Annotated in this window: 14 protein-coding genes; 8 read left to right on the plus strand and 6 right to left on the minus strand. The window is 57.2% G+C overall.

Features of this window, described 5'->3' with window-relative positions:
- Positions 1–23: 23 nt before the first annotated feature.
- A complete protein-coding gene (locus tag H8K27_RS00155) occupies positions 24–581 on the minus strand; it encodes a Spy/CpxP family protein refolding chaperone (protein WP_186861230.1) in 558 nt (185 codons plus the stop codon).
- Between the two features lie 301 nt (positions 582–882).
- On the opposite strand from H8K27_RS00155, the gene H8K27_RS00160 reads away from it, so the two are divergent.
- Positions 883–1,611 carry a response regulator gene (locus tag H8K27_RS00160; RefSeq protein ID WP_186861231.1) on the plus strand — a complete coding sequence of 243 codons (729 nt, stop codon included), beginning with the start codon at positions 883–885 and terminating at the stop codon, positions 1,609–1,611.
- 6 nt (positions 1,612–1,617) lie between these two features.
- Positions 1,618–2,970, plus strand: a complete 1,353-nt coding sequence (locus tag H8K27_RS00165; RefSeq protein WP_230418771.1) for an ATP-binding protein — start codon at positions 1,618–1,620, stop codon at positions 2,968–2,970.
- 12 nt (positions 2,971–2,982) lie between these two features.
- Here H8K27_RS00165 and ygiD read toward each other — a convergent pair whose 3' ends face one another.
- On the minus strand, positions 2,983–3,768 hold the full coding sequence (gene ygiD / locus H8K27_RS00170) for a 4,5-DOPA-extradiol-dioxygenase (RefSeq protein ID WP_186861232.1): 786 nt from the start codon (positions 3,766–3,768) through the stop codon (positions 2,983–2,985).
- A 128-nt stretch (positions 3,769–3,896) separates the two neighbouring features.
- On the opposite strand from ygiD, the gene H8K27_RS00175 reads away from it, so the two are divergent.
- Positions 3,897–4,346 carry a DUF2721 domain-containing protein gene (locus H8K27_RS00175; RefSeq protein WP_186861972.1) on the plus strand — a complete coding sequence of 150 codons (450 nt, stop codon included), beginning with the start codon at positions 3,897–3,899 and terminating at the stop codon, positions 4,344–4,346.
- A gap of 71 nt (positions 4,347–4,417) precedes the next feature.
- On the opposite strand, the gene H8K27_RS00180 is transcribed toward H8K27_RS00175, so the two are convergent.
- On the minus strand, positions 4,418–5,803 hold the full coding sequence (locus tag H8K27_RS00180) for a hypothetical protein (protein WP_186861233.1): 1,386 nt from the start codon (positions 5,801–5,803) through the stop codon (positions 4,418–4,420).
- A gap of 248 nt (positions 5,804–6,051) precedes the next feature.
- On the opposite strand from H8K27_RS00180, the gene H8K27_RS00185 reads away from it, so the two are divergent.
- The gene (locus H8K27_RS00185) at positions 6,052–7,719 is read left to right on the plus strand and encodes a long-chain fatty acid--CoA ligase (RefSeq protein ID WP_186861234.1); all 1,668 of its coding nucleotides are present in this window, start codon (positions 6,052–6,054) and stop codon (positions 7,717–7,719) included.
- A 25-nt stretch (positions 7,720–7,744) separates the two neighbouring features.
- Here the strand turns inward: H8K27_RS00185 and H8K27_RS00190 are convergent, their stop codons facing one another.
- Positions 7,745–8,182: a PaaI family thioesterase gene (locus tag H8K27_RS00190; RefSeq protein ID WP_186861235.1), complete on the minus strand. Its 438-nt coding sequence runs from the start codon at positions 8,180–8,182 to the stop codon at positions 7,745–7,747.
- Between the two features lie 322 nt (positions 8,183–8,504).
- Between H8K27_RS00190 and H8K27_RS16645 the strand changes: the two genes are divergently transcribed.
- The 3 genes from H8K27_RS16645 to H8K27_RS00205 all read left to right on the plus strand — a co-directional run bounded on the left by H8K27_RS16645 (position 8,505) and on the right by H8K27_RS00205 (position 12,184).
- Positions 8,505–10,175: a methyl-accepting chemotaxis protein gene (locus tag H8K27_RS16645; protein WP_186861236.1), complete on the plus strand. Its 1,671-nt coding sequence runs from the start codon at positions 8,505–8,507 to the stop codon at positions 10,173–10,175.
- A 49-nt stretch (positions 10,176–10,224) separates the two neighbouring features.
- Positions 10,225–11,073 carry an HDOD domain-containing protein gene (locus tag H8K27_RS00200; protein ID WP_186861237.1) on the plus strand — a complete coding sequence of 283 codons (849 nt, stop codon included), beginning with the start codon at positions 10,225–10,227 and terminating at the stop codon, positions 11,071–11,073.
- Positions 11,074–11,221: 148 nt separating this feature from the next.
- Positions 11,222–12,184: an MBL fold metallo-hydrolase gene (locus H8K27_RS00205; RefSeq protein WP_186861238.1), complete on the plus strand. Its 963-nt coding sequence runs from the start codon at positions 11,222–11,224 to the stop codon at positions 12,182–12,184.
- Between the two features lie 102 nt (positions 12,185–12,286).
- Here the strand turns inward: H8K27_RS00205 and H8K27_RS00210 are convergent, their stop codons facing one another.
- Positions 12,287–12,499: a SlyX family protein gene (locus tag H8K27_RS00210; RefSeq protein WP_176802967.1), complete on the minus strand. Its 213-nt coding sequence runs from the start codon at positions 12,497–12,499 to the stop codon at positions 12,287–12,289.
- Between the two features lie 172 nt (positions 12,500–12,671).
- On the opposite strand from H8K27_RS00210, the gene H8K27_RS00215 reads away from it, so the two are divergent.
- A complete protein-coding gene (locus H8K27_RS00215) occupies positions 12,672–14,087 on the plus strand; it encodes a glycoside hydrolase family 18 protein (protein WP_186861239.1) in 1,416 nt (471 codons plus the stop codon).
- A gap of 228 nt (positions 14,088–14,315) precedes the next feature.
- Here the strand turns inward: H8K27_RS00215 and H8K27_RS00220 are convergent, their stop codons facing one another.
- A complete protein-coding gene (locus H8K27_RS00220; protein ID WP_186861240.1) occupies positions 14,316–14,633 on the minus strand; it encodes a hypothetical protein in 318 nt (105 codons plus the stop codon).
- Positions 14,634–14,741 lie beyond the last annotated feature (108 nt).

Genomic DNA, 14,741 nt, shown 5'->3' on the forward strand with positions numbered 1-14,741 from the left:
AAGTGAAGAGAACCGGTGTCAGTTCAATGATGCGGGGTGTCGGGTTTATCCATCGGCGGCTTGTCCATCATGCCGGGCATCTGGTCTTTTTTCTGCATCTGCTTTGCCATATTCTGCTGTGCATCCTTGCGCATGCGCTGATGCGCTTCGTCAAACGCTTTCTGCTGTTCTGGCGTCAATACGGCATAGAAAGTTTTCACGGCGGCCAGACGGTCCTGCATCTGCGCCTGATGCTCTTTCATTCTTTCGAGTGATTTTTCCATGCGTTGCGGCGTCGTCATTTTTTCCATCACCTTCGGGTCTTCCGGTACCGGCATGGTCTTTGGCGTCATCGACTGCGTAAATGTCTTCCAGGCAGGTTCCTGGGCCGCAGTGATTTTCAGGCTGTCGTGCAATTCTGCCTGATGCTTTGCCAGACGCTCTTTCATCATTTCACGCATCTGTTCCGGTGTTTTCCCCGGCTCTCCCGCCGGCGGACGCGGCGGACGGGGGTCCGGTGCCGACTGAGCCATAACTCCTGCACTGATGCTGCAACCGGCAGCAATCACGATTGCCAATAAGCGCTGTTTGAAGTGATTCATGATTTTCTCTCTGTTAATGCGTAAAATCCCGGTTCTATTTTCTCACTGGCAAAGGCTGTGTGTAGCCCCGGAAATCAATGCCTGCCACAGAATTTCTGCTCACTGCACCAGGCAACGATGCCATTCTGCATGGCTCTTGTATCCTGTAAATATCAATTTTTCCGTGCTTTGTATCCCTGTGTAACAATGCCAGACTGGCAGTGATCCGGATGTGTCGCACTGTGTCGCTCCGGGTTTATCATAACAAGACGATACAAACACCCCATTTTTTCCCCTGGAAACAAGGTTCATAATGAAAAGCATGGATACTACAAACAAAATACTGATTGTTGATGATGACCGTGAAATCCGCAGTCTGCTGGCGGAATATCTGGATCACAACGGCTACACGGCGATCATGGCAGCCGACGGCAATGCCATGTGGGCGGCATTGCAGGAACACCAGTTTGAGCTGGTGGTGCTGGATCTGAACCTGCCCGGCGACGATGGGCTGACCCTGTGCCGGAATCTGCGCAGCAAGTCCAATATGCCGGTCATCATGCTGACCGCGCGCAGCGAGCCGCTGGACCGGATTCTCGGACTGGAAATGGGGGCCGATGATTATCTGCCGAAACCGTTTGAACCCCGTGAATTACTGGCCCGCATCCGCAGCGTGCTGCGGCGGACCCAGAGTAACCAGATCACACTCAACGCTGATCATCTGCAAAAACTGAAATTCGCCGGCTGGACGCTGGACATGACGGCACGGCATCTGGTCGCGCCCGACGGGATGATCGTGTCGCTGTCCGGTGCCGAATACCGGATGCTGAATATTTTCCTGGAGCATCCGAACCGGATTCTGAACCGGGATCAGCTGCTGAATATGACACATGGCCGCGATGCCGATCCGTTTGACCGCTCCATTGATATTCAGATCAGCCGCCTGCGCCAGAAACTGCGTGAAGATGCCCGTTCGCCGCAGATTATCAAAACCGTGCGCAACGGCGGCTATGTGCTGGCAGTGACAGTCACTGCGGAAAAAAACGGATAAAACCGGATGAGGATTCTGCCATCCATGTGGGCCAGGGTACTGGCGGCGTTGCTGGTCGGCGTATTGCTGTCGGCAGCACTGACCGTATTCCTGGCGTTTGGCGAACGTGAAAAGACGCTGATGCAATACCGCGAGTCCCATTCGATTGAACGGGTCGAGCAACTGGTGCGGGCACTGGATGCGTTGCCGACCGCAAACCGCGAAAGCTTCCTGGAAACCGCACCGCGGCTTGGCCTGAAAGTCACGACCCTGCCGGAACATGCAACAGACACGCCGCCACATTCCGACTATGCGAAAGCCGTCAGCGAAAAGCTGGGGCGGACATTCAAGGTTCATTCCCTGCCGGCCGACCCGTCACTCTGCCCGCCCTCGCCGCCGCAGCAGCATAATCCAAATATTGTCCGTCTTCCCTGCGAAGCATTGAGCATCACCCTGCATGACGGCACCATCCTGCGCCTGACCGTCATGCCGCCGCGCACCCCGGCGCCGCCCTTACGCGATGATTTTGTGCAGTATTTCCTGCTGTTTCTGGTCTTTATTGCGATCCTGGCGCTGATCATCGCCCGCATGACCATGCGTCCTTTGCAGAAAATGGCGGAAGCGGCCACTGCACTTGGCCAGGACATCAACCGGCCTCCGCTGCCGGAAACCGGCGCTTCCGAAATCGTGCAGGCGACCCGGGCTTTCAACGCCATGCAGGCGCGCATCCGCAACCACATTTCTCAGCGCACCCATATGCTGGCAGCCATCACGCATGATTTGCAGACGCCGCTGACACGGCTGCGGCTGCGGCTGGAAAAGGTGAATGATTCCGAGTTGCGCGAAAAGCTGATTAACGATTTGTCCGGCATGCAGCTGATGATCCGGGAAGGGCTCGATCTGGCGCGCAGCATCGAAAGCAGCGAAGGCTTACGTCCGGTCGACATTGATTCGCTGCTGGACAGCGTCTGCAGCGACGCTGGCGAAGCTGGGCAGAATGTCACTTTCGAAGGTAAGCCCGGAATCACCGTCCTGGCCAAACCGCAGGCGCTGCGGCGCTGCCTGACCAACCTGATCGACAATGCCGTCAAATACGGGCATTACGCCAGAGTCAGCCTCACCAAAGGCAAAGCCGCTGGCAACGATGTGCTGGACATCTTTATCCGCGACGGCGGCAACGGCATTCCGCAAGAATTGCAGAGTAAGGTTTTTGAACCTTTCTTCCGGATTGAGACGTCGCGTTCGCGTGAATCCGGCGGTACCGGACTGGGACTGACGATTGCACAGAATATCGTGCAACAGCACGGTGGCCGCCTGCAACTGCACAATCTGCCGGAAGGCGGGCTGGAAGTGCAGCTGACCCTGCCGCTGCCCGCCTGACGCTGCAGCAGCTTACCGCTGGTCTGTCACCACGACCGACATCATGCTGATCGAGCCCAGATCCATACCCTCCGCCACAATGCTGATCTGGTCATCGGCCGTCACGCTGCCTGCGATATACAGCAAGGGCAGGAAGTGTTCGGTGGTCGGCACCGATAAAGCAGCATCCTGACCAAACTGTTCATAGTGAATCAGTTTATCCTTGTCCTGAGCCAGGATCGCCTCCCGCATGACATCGTTGAAACGCTGCGCCCAGTCGTAAGCCGGCGCATGCAGCGCCACCCGGCGCAGGTTATGCACCACGTTACCGCTGCCCATCAGCAGGATTCCCTGTTCCCGTAATGCACTCAGCCGGCGGCCGAGTTCAAAATGCCATTCCGCCGGCTGCGTCATGTCCAGACTGAGCTGCAACACCGGTATCTGCGCCTGCGGATACATTTTGACCAGAACCGACCAGGTGCCATGATCCAGCCCCCATTCCTGATCCAGCGCCACCGGCAGCGGCGCCAGCCATGCTGCAATCTGCGCCGCCAGCGCCGGGTCGCCCGGAGCCGGGTAGCGGATATCAAACAATGCCTGGGGAAAACCGCCAAAATCATGGATAGTGGGAGGCGCAGCCATCGCCGTGATACCGACGCCATGCGTCATCCAGTGCGCAGAAATCATCAGGATCGCCTTCGGCGCCGGAAATCGCTGCCCCAGCTGCTGCCATGCGCGGGTGTAATCATTGTCCTCAATCGCATTCATCGGGCTGCCATGTCCGACAAAAATTCCTGGCATACGCTGGCTGGGTTGCATTATTTTTTCACTCCTGTGTCACAGATCAGGCTTCAGCATAGTGTATTTTCAGAAAACCGGTAAAGTTATGGCGCAAACCGGACACGGAGCAAGGTAAAATTTCGCAACAATGAAAGGACTGCACCATGATCAATCTTCAGCTTGGCGATGTCAGCCACATTATTCAACTGGCGATTGCCCCCGTCTTTTTACTGACCGGTGTCGGCACCAAACTATCGGTTCTGACCAGCCGCCTGGCGCGCATCATCGACCGGGCGCGGGTGGTTGAAAATGCCTTACAGAATAAGGAAACGGCCCGCCCCGGCCTGCAGGAAGAACTGATCGAACTGTACCGGCGTTCCCATCTGATTAACCGGGCGATCACGCTCAGCGCCACCTGCGGCCTGCTGATCTGTCTCGTGATCGCTGCATTGTTCATGGGCGATGCGCTGGGCATCAATCTCGACAAACTGATTGCCGCGCTGTTTGTCGGCGGCGTGCTGTCGCTGATCGGCAGTTTCGTCTTTTTCATGCGTGAAATTTTTGTCGCGACACAGACGCTGTACCGCCAGCATCAGCACGATAAAATCATCCACTGATCCATCAAAAATGGCGTCCGGCAAAGACACCGGACGCCAGCAAATACGTTACACCCAACTATGCTTGCCGTTCAGCTTTTCGGCAATACCTGCACCAGCAGATCCACACTGGCGCTGCCCGGATTGGCCACCGTGATCGGCTGATAATCTGCCGATACCCGGAAAGTCAGGGTGGTAGCCACCGTGACGGTCGGCGCGATGAAACCGGCGATCTGCGAACTTGTCCCCACCAGTGCCACGACTGGCAGGCTGGTCTGGGTCCAGCTGAAATACAAGGGCGCGGACCCTGTGTAATTCGGCGTTTCCGCCTTCAGCTGCACGCTGGCGCCACTCTGCACCACCTGCACCAGATTGTAGGAAGTCAGCGTAATCGGCGGTAACGGGCTGACGACAAACACCACATCGCGCTGTTTCACCGGATCGGCAGAAGTACCGTCTGCGGCTATCGGCGCCGTCGAGGCATTCAGCGTAAACACATACATCGATGTGGCGGTCACCACACTTGGGAAGACGACACTGGCCACACTGCTGGTCGCGTTATACACCTGCAGCGGCAAGGCTGAAGCCGGACCGGATTTGAATTGCCAGAGGTAGTAAATCGTGCCGCTGGTCAGATTGCCATTCGCATCGTACATCACCGTTTTGCTGCCATCGAGCGACACCGCCGCCCCCGGCTGGACGGTGCCGCCGCTGTAAGAAATCGGCACCACGGTCGGTTTCACTACCGGGTTGATGGTGATTTTCTGGATTGCCGTGCCAGTCTTTTGCTTGTCATCGGTCACCCGGCACTGCAGCTTGACGGTCGTCGCTGTCTTGACTACCGGAGCGACAAAACTGTTGGCAGCACCGGTTGTGCCTGCCAGCGAAATCGTCAGTCCGGCAGCATCATTCACCACCCATTGATAGGAATACGCGTCGCCCGTCGCTGCCGGCGTACCGCCGCTGCCGCTGCAGTTCAGGGAAACTTTGTCACCGGAAGTGACCGTGGCATCTGCACCGACCTGCACAGTCGGGTTATTGGTCACCGAAGCTGACTGCAATACCTGCAGTGTGGTGGAAGAACTGGAGGTATTGCCCTTCGCGTCGACCGCAAAAAAGCTGAGCTTGTATGTGTAATCCGCCGTCAGCTTGGCCGGTGGCGTCACTTGCAGGACACAGTTCACCGTATTGCCGGAAGTCGTCGTGCTCTTGCAGTCGGCATTCGTGACCGAGGTCAGCGCATTGGCTCCCAGAGTCAGGGTATCAATCTGCCAGTACATCTTGGTAATCTGTCCTGCCGAGCTGCTGGCCTGCCCGGTAAAACTCAGTGCATCGCCGGAAGAAACGGTCGATGGCGCCGGGACCGAGACGATGACCGGGCTGGCTGCCGAACCGGAAGAGCTGCTGCCGCCACCGCCACATGCGGCCAGCAGCAGACTGGCTGCGGCCAGGAGGGTAAATCTGATTTCTGAGTACACGTGCGCTCCAATCCGGCAGAGAAGATGAATGGCACATTGTAACTTTACCTGAGCGGGATGCGCATTTTCAAAAGCACAATTTTGAAGTCCGCCTGCGCAATTTTCCGAACGATAGTGCAAAAAAAGTTTACATATGGCACTCTACAAAAAACCCATCCGGAAATGGAGAACCGCAAACAGTGCATTCATATGGGTGCCTCGTGCCAGTCTTCGTTCCGGAAAATAATGATTCATTTCCGGAGACGTGCATGAATACTGCGCATTACGCTCACTGGCCCCAGGGCCTGCCGCATCATCTGATTACCCCGTCCACCAGCGTGTATGAAAATTTGCGGATTTCAGCGTTGCGTTATCCGGATAAAGCAGCCATCATTTTTTACGACTCCGTGCTGACATATCGCCAGCTGCACCAGGAAGTGCTGGCATTGGCGGGCTATCTGCAACAGGTTGCGGGAATAGGCAGAGGCGACCGCGTGTTGCTGAACATGCAAAACAGCCCGCAGTTTGTTATCAGCTTTTATGCGATTTTGCGGGCGGACGCGATGGTGGTGCCGGTCAATCCGATGCTGATGACGGACGAGCTGGAACACTATCTGCAGGACAGCGGCGCCAAGGCTGCCATCGTGGCGCAGGAACTTTTCCCGCGCCTGCAACCGCTGATCGGCCATGCAGCGTTAAAGCATGTCATCGTCGCCACCTACGCCGATCACCTGACGCGCGACACCAGTCTGAAAGTACCGGAATTCGTGCAGACTGCCAGCCAGGTTCAGGACAATGCACAGGTATCGGGCTGGCGCACCGTGATGCAGGCGGCATTGCAGCCGTCGGAACACCTGGCAGGCCCTGACGACCTGGCCTGCATGCCTTACACCTCCGGCACCACGGGCAAACCCAAAGGATGCATCCATACCCATAGTTCGGTGATGTTCAACATCGTCGGCAGCCCGACCTGGTCAGGTGCGATCGTGCCGAACCATGTGTCGCTGGCGGTACTACCGTTTTTCCACGTCACGGGCATGCAGTCGGTGATGAACGCCATGATTTACTGCGGCGGTGCCCTGGTCATTCTGCCGCGCTGGGACAGAGACACTGCCGGTCAGCTGATCACCCGCTACAACGTGACCAGCTGGACGCTGGTGCCGTCGATGATGATCGATTTTTTATCGAATCCCCGTATTGATGAATACGATATTTCCCGTCTCAACCGGGTATCCGGTGGCGGTGCAGCGATGCCGGCGGCGATTGCGCAGAAATTACTGGATCTGTCCGGTCAGATCTACATGGAAGGCTACGGCCTGTCCGAAACCATGGCACCCTCGCATCTGAATCCGCCACAGAAAATGAAACAGCAATGTCTGGGTATTCCTTACTTCAACGTCGATTCGCGTATCGTTGATCCGACGACTTTACAGGAAGTAAAGCAGGGCGAAACCGGAGAAATCTGGATACACGGCCCGCAGGTTTTCAAAGGCTACTGGAACGATCCGAAAAAAACTGCCGAAGCCTTTGCGGAGCTGGATGAAAAACAGTTTTTCCGCTCCGGGGACTTGGGCTATATCGACCCCGACGGTTTTTTCTTCTTCACCGACCGCCTGAAACGCATGATCAATGCCAGCGGTTTCAAAGTCTGGCCGGCCGAGGTCGAGTCCATGATGTATCAGCATCCGGCGATTCAGGAATGCTGCATCATTGCGGCGCGCGACGCTTACCGGGGCGAAACCGTCAAAGCAGTGGTCGTGCGCAAGCCAGGCAATGAAGTCAGTGCCGACGAGATCATCCGCTGGGCGCACGAAAAAATGGCTGCCTACAAAGTGCCGCGGCTGGTGGAGTTTGTCGATGCCCTGCCCAAATCAGGAACCGGTAAAGTCATGTGGCGCACCCTGCAGGAAAAAGAAGCCGCAGCGCAGACCAGCTGACACCCGCGTATGGCCGGCAAGCCGGTCAGACCTGCGGCTTTGGATACAACAGCATCTGGGTGCAGCGGAACAGCGCAATCACTTTACCCTGATAACTGACTTCCGCATCCCAAAGCTGCGTCGTGCGTCCCAGATGGCGCGCCGTCGCCAGCACTTCGATACAGCCTTCGCGCGCGGTGCCGGTGTGATTCGATTTCAGTTCGATGGTGGTAAAACTCTGGGCGCCTTCCGGCAGACTGTGCAGGCAACCGTAACCGCAAGCCGTGTCCGCCAGCGTCACCACGCTGCCGGCATGCAGATAGCCGTTCGGCGCCAGCAGATGCGGCAGCACCGGCAGTTCAGCCCTGACCCTGCCCGGTTCCGCTGTCAGGATACGGATACCCAGATACCCCGGTAAAAAGCCGCTGCCTGCAGCATTCATCTGCGCTGCCTTTTCCTCTGCACTGATTGTCATTGCTGTCATTTTTTCCTCATTCATCGTCATGTCTTTCGTTCCGGCCGGGCTACACTCAGCGTCCCGGCAACCGTTATGCCCATCACGTCATTTTGCGCATGGTTGTGCATTTTTTATAGTACCTGTGATTGCCGGCCGCCGCTTTGAGCGGGTATGAGACAGTCACCGCACAATGCGGCAAAACCTGCTTTGCGCTGAAGAAATTTTGGCATAGTATGGACGGGAGGGCACGGAACTTGCGTCACAGCTACACATGCGGAATTCCATCTTTCATGCCCGGATTCTGTTTTGTGTTAATTGATTTACATATATTGATTCACAGGGAGCCGGTATGAATCTTCGTCAGTTGCGCATTGGAACCCGCCTGTCCATTGGCTTTGGCATCATCCTGTTGTCTCTGATGACGATGATCGTCGTTGGCAGCATGCTGAGCGCCCGTAATCGTCAGCAGATGGTCGCCGGCATTGATGCTTCCCATCAGAAAACAACGCTGGCAGTCAGCATGAAAGTCAGCATTCTGGAAGGCGCGCTGGCGGTTCGCAATATCGGCCTGCAAACCGATCTGGGCGAAATCGATAAGCAAAAGCAGCTGGTCAAAAAACAGCACGACAGCTTTGTTGCCGCGCGCGACAAGCTGGTGAAACTGGGGCTGACGGCGGATGAAAAGAAAGTGCTCGACAATGTCTCCGACATCGACAGTCAGACCGATGCGCCGACCAAGGAAGCCTTCAAAATGCTGCTGTCGTTTAACGGCGAGGAAGCCGTCAAACTGATCGCGACCCAGATCGATCCGTTACAGCAGAAGGCACTGCAAGAGATCAATAAACTGATTGCACAGCAGGATGCCGCCTCGGTGACTGTTTCGCAGAGTGCAGAAAGTGCTGCCAGCAAACTGGTGTTCTCGCTCGGTGTGGCCGGACTGCTGATTCTGATTGCCGGCGTCGCGTTTTCGGTTTACCTGACCCGCAGCATCACCACGCCGCTCAAAGGCGCGCTGGAAATTGCCAAGCAAGTCGCCGCCGGTGAGCTGTTTCACCATGACGCGGCTGAAGGCAAGGATGAAATCAGCGAATTGCTGGATGCCTTAAAAGAAATGAATGACAATCTGTACCGGATCGTCAGCGAAGTGCGGCAGGGCACGGATGCCATCGCCACGGCGTCCGGTGAAATCTCGACCGGCAATGCCGATTTGTCATCCCGCACTGAGCATCAGGCCGGTGCGCTGGAAGAAACCGCCAGCTCAATGGAAGAGATTACCGCCACTGTCCGCCACAATGCCGATAATGCCCGCCAGGCCAACGGTCTGGTGATGTCCGCCTCCGGTTTCGCCGTCAAGGGCGGCGAGGAAGTCGGCAAAGTTGTCGACACCATGAATTCGATCAAGGAAAGTTCGCGTAAAATAGTCGACATCATCAGTGTGATTGATGGTATTGCCTTTCAGACCAATATTCTGGCATTGAACGCCGCCGTGGAAGCCGCGCGCGCCGGCGAGCAGGGCAGGGGATTTGCGGTTGTTGCTTCCGAAGTCAGGAATCTGGCGCAGCGCAGCGCCAGCGCCGCCAAAGAGATTAAAACCCTCATCGGCGACTCGGTGGAAAAAGTGGAGGCTGGCGACAAGCTGGTCGAAGCCGCCGGAAAAACCATGCACGAGATTGTCAATTCCGTCCGGCATGTGGCCGATATCATGAGTGAAATCACCGCAGCCGGTCAGGAGCAGAGCGCCGGTATCGAAGAGGTGAACCGTGCCATCACACAAATGGATGAAATGACCCAGCAAAATGCAGCCCTGGTGGAACAGGCTGCCGCCGCCGCGGAAAGCCTGGAAGAACAGGCCGCCAATCTGGCGCAAACGGTGTCGGCATTTAAGCTGGCAAACGATCTGCAGCATCAGCGTCCGGCATACCATGCCGGTCCGGCGGGAACCGGTGCCCATGGCCCGGCATCCATACTGTCCGGTGCTGCAGGAAAAATAGTCAAAGCAATAGGAATGAAAAAAGAATAACCGTGACCCGACTGGCAGCGCCAGCAGGAACCGGTTATTGCTGTCAGTTATGAATAAGTTGGAAGCATTACAAAATATCGTCAGACAGGCCGATGCCGGTGATCTGATTTTTCCCACCAATGTCCGCGCGACCCTGAAAATTCAGGAAGCGCTTGACGCGCCGGATTGCGGCATCGAATCGGCGGCCCGGCTGTTATTGCAGGAGCCGCTGATCACCACCCGCATCATTGCGATTGCCAACTCCGTTGCTTACAGCCGGTTTGGCGGCGGCATCACCAATGTCCGCACCGCGATCACCATCCTCGGCTTCAGCACGTTGCGCTCCGTTGTCGCCGCGATCGTGATGCGGCAGCTGATGCAGGCCGTCACCACGCCAGCGATCGTGGCGAAGATGGAAGCCTTGTGGGAACACTCCGCGCACGTTGCCGCGATGACGCATCTGCTGGCGCGCAAGGTCAGCAAAATCGATCCGGAAACGGCGCTGTTTGCCGGGATCGTGCATGAGGTCGGCTGTTTCTATCTGCTGTCGCGGGCAGAGGAATTTCCCTCCCTGCTCGAACCGCACCTGCCGGTTTCTGACAATCCGCTGGAGGAACCACTGGAAATCGTGATCGGCCGGGCTGTCCTGCATAAGCTGATGGTGCCGAAACGGGTCATCAGCGCGATTGAAACGCTGTGGTACGGCATGCAGATGATTCCGCCGGAAAGTCTCGGCGACACGCTGCTGCTGGCCAACAGCCTGACCATTCCGGCCTCGCCGCTTGATCTGCGCAGCGCCGCCGAGATCGCAGAAACTGCCGGCAAACTCGATTTCCCTCTGGAAACGGGTACCCTGCGCCAGTTGCTGGACGAATCTGGCGACGATCTGCAATCGCTGGCGAACGCGCTGATCCATTGAATCCGGCGCCTCGTTTCCGGGGCGCGACACCGGCAGCGGTACATGCCGCCCGTCTCAGCATGTTTCCGGTTTCTTAGGCATAATCATTGTCTTTGCTTCACCCGTTTCCACATTCATTGCCCCATCACTGATCCCGAAGGAACAACTCATGAAAGCATCGTCACTGATTACCGCCGCTGTGCTGGCTCTGTCGGCAGGCATCACCCTGTCACCGTCCACCGCCCATGCCGCCGCACCGCAGGTCAAGAGCGCCGCTCCCGGCTTTTACCGCACCATGCTGGGCGACTTTGAAATTACCGCCTTGTCTGATGGCACCGTGCAGCTGCCGGTCGATCAACTGCTCAATGCCGACCCAAAAAAAACCGGACAGGCGCTGGCGAAATGGCATCAGCACAGCCCTCTGGAGACTTCGGTCAACGGCTACCTGATCAATACCGGCAGCAAACTGGTGCTGATCGACGCCGGTGCGGGCACGCTGTTCGGGCCGACACTGGGCAGGCTGGCAGCTAATCTGAAAGCAGCAGGTTATCAGCCGGAGCAGGTCGATGAAATTTATATCACGCACATGCATGCCGACCATGTCGGCGGACTGATGAGCGGCGACGCGATGACCTTCCCGCACGCCATCGTCCGTGCCGACCAGCACGATGCCGATTTCTGGCTGAGCCAGGCCAATCTGGATAAGGCACCGGAAGACAAAAAGGGCTTTTTCCAGGGTGCGATGGCTTCACTGAATCCCTATGTCAAAGCAGGTCAGTTCAAAGCCTTTGAGGGTGACACCGAATTGCAGCCGGGCATCCGCGCGATTCCGGCACATGGCCATACCGCCGGTCACAGCATTTACCGGATTGAAAGCAAAGGGCAGGTTCTGGTGTTGTGGGGTGACCTGATGCACGTCGCTGCCGTGCAGTTTGAAAATCCGGCAGTCACCATCAAGTTTGATTCGGACGCCAAGGCTGCCGCCGCCGAACGCAAAAAGGCTTATGCCAGCGCGGCGCAACAGGCCTATCTGGTCGGCGCGGCCCACCTGTCGTTCCCTGGGCTGGGCTATCTGCGCAAAGACGGCAAGGGTTACGCCTTCACACCGCTGAACTACGCACCGCAGCCCTGATCCGCGCGGTCAGCCGCAGGTAATCAGCACAAAACAGCACAAAACACAAAAGGGCGGCAACAGCTGCCCTTTTTTAACCTTCCCAGACTTTCGCTGACGATATCAGTAGTGCGGCGGTTTTTCATCGATCACGGTATTTTTCTGCGCCGCCATCACAGCCAGTTCTTTCAGACGCCCCGCCAGCGCCACGCACAAGGCTTCGAGTTCATCAATTTTCTTTTGCTGGCGGTAGACCTGGGTATTGAGTGTGTCCACCAGGTCATCCTGACGGGACAACCGCAGCTCCAGGTCAATTAAACGTTCTTCGGTATTCATTACATATCCATTCACGGCATCTATTCATGCCGCAGTATGCCATACCAGTTCACGGCAGCGGCGCTGCTGGTCTGCGACCGGTCAGGGAGCGGGCAGGGCAGTGGTATCTGCGCTGATGCCGGCAGATGAAAAACCTGTTGACCGTCGCCGCCTGAAGCCGCATTCTGCGGCCATGAATCTACTGACCCGACTCCTTCACGCCAGCCTGCTGACGATGGCCGCTACCCTTTTACCTGACGCCTGCGCGGCTGGCAGGCCGGTCGTGATCGGCTATTACCATCTGGATACAGCCGACATCAATCAGTATCGCAGTGGCCACATCGATTTTCCGGTCTCGCGCATCACGCCGGAGCAGGCGCGTATGCTGACGCATATTAATTTTTCTTTCATCGCACTGGATCAGCAAGGCCGTTGCAGCTTTCCAGAGGGTACCGATAGCGCGCAGGCGGCCGGGGTGCTGCAGGCGTTGCGTCAGCTCAAGCGTTTTAACCCCGGACTGCGCATCCTGTTTTCTTTAGGCGGCTGGAGCGCCACCAATGACGACAGCCCGGGCGCCGCCCGTTACCGGCAGGCCGCTGCCACAGCGGCAGCCCGCAGCCAGACTGTCGCCTCCTGCATCGCGCTGATGCGGAAACACGGACTGGATGGCATCGACATTGACTGGGAATATCCGCGTGCAGACGATGCAGCGCATTTTGTCGCGCTGTTGCAGGAATTCCGTCAGCAACTGGACCGGCTGACACCACCCGCCACCCGCCGCCGCTACCAGCTCACCATGGCTGCCGCCGGAGGAGCTTTCAATCTGGCGCGAACCTATACCAGCCTTCCCGCGATAGCAGCCCAGCTGGATTACATCAATCTGATGACCTATGACCTGAATGGTCCCTGGGAAAAGAAAACCGGCCACAATGCCCACCTGTTCGGCGATCCGGCGGAAGCCCTGTTCGACAACCCGCTGCGCGCCGTACAGCCGGCACCGGCAGAAGGAACGGGGATTACGGCCCCATCGTTGCCGTCACCGTTTGTACTGACGGTGGATGCCGCCGTACAGCAATACCTGCAGGCCGGCGTGCCGCCCGGAAAACTGGTGCTGGGCGTTCCTTTTTACGGACGCGCCTATTTTGAAGTGGCACCGGAGCAGCATGGCCTGCACCAGCCTTTCAATACACCGGCCGGCGATGATTACCACGGTAACGTGGAGCTGCTGCCGGGCTGCGCATCCTGTCTCCGTCTCCAGGACCCGCGCCTGCCGGCATATGCCGATATCCGGAACATGCTGGCCGCGGATCTGGGTTATGTGCGCTATTTTTCAGAAGACAGCAAAGTTCCCTGGCTTTACCATCCGCAGCAACACATATTCGTGAGCTACGAAGATGCCGAATCGCTGCGCTATAAAGTTGCCTATCTGCGGCAGTATCACCTGGCTGGCGTCATGTTCTGGCATCTGGGTCAGGACGATACGCAGGCGACCCTGTTGCGCACGCTGCATCAGGCCCTGCACCAGCCGCCGCTGCCAGCGGACAAACTGTTTTCCGGTCACGGGCTGCGCTATCTGCCGCGGCCTGTCGCAGACAGGCAAAATCCGTGACCGAACCCGCCGGGCAACACTGATGCAGACACCGTAGTGGCAGATGTATTCAGTCATTGCATCTGCCGCACCGGATGACGCCTGCTGCAGCGGCGAATGGCAGGAACCGGATTATCAAAGCAAAATACACGCAAGCTCAGTGCCGCAGCAGCTCAGGGGGAAGGCATTTCACTTTGCTTTGACAACACAGCCCGTACCGGAGTCATTCTTGCCAGTCATCAACACAGTTCAGATAGCGGAATGGCGGGCGGCGGCGACTGCCACACTTTTCTGTGCAAATTCCTGTTCCTGATCCATGGCCAGCTTCTGTTCTGAAGTCAGTTTTCTGGCGCTGATGACGACCGTCTGAATGCCGGATTCTGCGGCGTCGTAAGCCAGTTTCTGGTCGGATGTCATCCGCGCTGCGGTGATCGTTACAGTCTGCATCGCAGCAGTGGCGCTGTTGCCCGTGGCGGTGCCGGATACGCTGAATGCCGAACCCAGCGCGCAGACAGCGGCAACAACAGCAGTCATGATCACAGCGCGTGTTTTGAATGTAGCAGTCATTTCATTTCTCCTTCAGTGGTGAGTGGATGGTGTCACTGTAGAACACCCCTCACCCAGCTGCGAGCACGATGCGACGAACTGCAGAAAAGCGGGAATAAAAGCACAAAT

It is taken from the genome of Cognatundibacterium griseum, assembly GCF_014284195.1.
Lineage (GTDB): Bacteria > Pseudomonadota > Gammaproteobacteria > Burkholderiales > Burkholderiaceae_D > Undibacterium > Undibacterium griseum.

Coding starts and splice junctions, on each gene's coding strand:
- H8K27_RS00160 (WP_186861231.1), top strand. CDS start 883: ATGGATACTACAAACAAAATACTGATTGTTGATGATGACCGTGAAATC.
- H8K27_RS00205 (WP_186861238.1), top strand. CDS start 11,222: ATGAAAGCATCGTCACTGATTACCGCCGCTGTGCTGGCTCTGTCGGCA.
- H8K27_RS00190 (WP_186861235.1), bottom strand. CDS start 8,182: ATGACAGCAATGACAATCAGTGCAGAGGAAAAGGCAGCGCAGATGAAT.
- H8K27_RS00200 (WP_186861237.1), top strand. CDS start 10,225: ATGAATAAGTTGGAAGCATTACAAAATATCGTCAGACAGGCCGATGCC.
- H8K27_RS00165 (WP_230418771.1), top strand. CDS start 1,618: ATGAGGATTCTGCCATCCATGTGGGCCAGGGTACTGGCGGCGTTGCTG.
- ygiD (WP_186861232.1), bottom strand. CDS start 3,768: ATGCAACCCAGCCAGCGTATGCCAGGAATTTTTGTCGGACATGGCAGC.
- H8K27_RS16645 (WP_186861236.1), top strand. CDS start 8,505: ATGAATCTTCGTCAGTTGCGCATTGGAACCCGCCTGTCCATTGGCTTT.
- H8K27_RS00220 (WP_186861240.1), bottom strand. CDS start 14,633: ATGACTGCTACATTCAAAACACGCGCTGTGATCATGACTGCTGTTGTT.
- H8K27_RS00215 (WP_186861239.1), top strand. CDS start 12,672: ATGAATCTACTGACCCGACTCCTTCACGCCAGCCTGCTGACGATGGCC.
- H8K27_RS00185 (WP_186861234.1), top strand. CDS start 6,052: ATGAATACTGCGCATTACGCTCACTGGCCCCAGGGCCTGCCGCATCAT.
- H8K27_RS00210 (WP_176802967.1), bottom strand. CDS start 12,499: ATGAATACCGAAGAACGTTTAATTGACCTGGAGCTGCGGTTGTCCCGT.
- H8K27_RS00155 (WP_186861230.1), bottom strand. CDS start 581: ATGAATCACTTCAAACAGCGCTTATTGGCAATCGTGATTGCTGCCGGT.